The organism is Ornithinimicrobium sp. (genome assembly GCF_030537745.1).
Taxonomy (GTDB): Bacteria; Actinomycetota; Actinomycetes; order Actinomycetales; family Dermatophilaceae; genus Ornithinicoccus.
On record NZ_JAUNVI010000003.1, the window covers coordinates 6,037 to 7,304 of the forward strand.

Consider the following 1,268-nt stretch of genomic DNA (forward strand, 5'->3'; position numbering starts at 1 on the left):
GGTGGCGACGATGTGCTCGGGGTCGAGCCGGTGCATCTTGGCACCGACCTCGCCGTCGGCCTGCCCGCTGTCTCCGATGAACACCATCCGGCACTCGGGGAAGAGGAGTCGGTCACGCTGCATGTTCGCCACCTTGCGCTCCGCGATCGCGGCTTTGGTGTGCACGTTGAGCAGGCTGCCGCCGAGCACGGAGTGCGGCGGCAGGCCCAGCTCGGACAGGCCGTTGCGGGTGTACTGCTCCAGGAGCCCACGCGGGCCACCGGGGCGGGCCGTGACGAAGGTCAGGTCGCCGGGCCGGTCATAGGCTCCGGATGCGCCGTCGTCCAGTGCCGTCAGGAGCGCGACGACGCCGGGATAAAGGGTGCCGCGCGGGTAGCGGTCATCATGAAGGGCGCAGCGCAGCGTGTCGTCGATGTCACAGAGGACACGCAGGTCGGAGGTGGGTTCGACGCTCGCCTGCTCGGCGATGTGGGCGAGCAGCCGGTCGCGCAGGTCCTGCTCCAGATCGTCGAAGACGAGGTGCTCCAGGTCGTGGTGGTCACGGGCACTGTTGAGGTGGTACTTCAGGTCGTGGAAGGCACTGCCGGTGCGCGAGGTGAGCACGTCCACGATGGCCTGCTGGTGGCTGCGCGGCGTCGGACCGGAGTGGAGCGCGGCGATGATGTCAGCGATGGATTGCGTGGACAGTGCATCGATGCGCTGCCGCAGGAGCAGGTCGAGGAGCGCGGTGCGGTGGTCGGGACCCCACCGCCGGTCGTCGACCTCACCGATCAGCGCGTCGATGTCGAGGTCGACCAGGACGGCGTCGAGCTGGTCCGCGGGCACCTCCCGCAGGACGGTGATGACCTGCGCCTCGGCGCCCGCGCCGGTCCTCCAACCGTCGGTGAGGTCCATGATCTGCTGGGCACGAGGGTGCATGCCGTGAGGCTAGCCGGTGCTCCAGCGCGCACACCGCACGGCTGGCCGGGCCCCCGCCGCAGGCCGCCGGTCGGCAGCTAGCGCGCGACGAGCACGGCGCCAGCGCGGACGCAGATCCGGGCCTGCACCACCTCGGCGAAGACGTCGCCATCGACGTGGCAGCGCATCGGCTGGCGCAACTCGGCGACGACCACGACCTCGTGAGCCGATCGATAACGCAAGGCCCGATGATCGCGTGGATAGTCGGGCCCGGCCGGTGCATATCCGGTCCGAGCGATACGGGCCCACTCGCGCAGCCCCGAGGGCGAGACGAGCACGAGGTGCAGGAGTCCGTCGTCCAGCTCAGCCCC

General features: G+C 70.3%; 1 protein-coding gene and 1 pseudogene. Both read right to left on the minus strand.

Annotation, left to right across the window (positions count from 1 at the left end; all coding sequences use genetic code 11):
- On the minus strand, nucleotides 1-918 hold a 918-nt coding region (locus tag Q4P07_RS01105; RefSeq protein WP_303373042.1), incomplete at its 3' end, for a hypothetical protein.
- A gap of 77 nt (nucleotides 919-995) precedes the next feature.
- Nucleotides 996-1,268 (minus strand): annotated as a pseudogene (locus Q4P07_RS01110) (hypothetical protein); the annotation flags it as partial.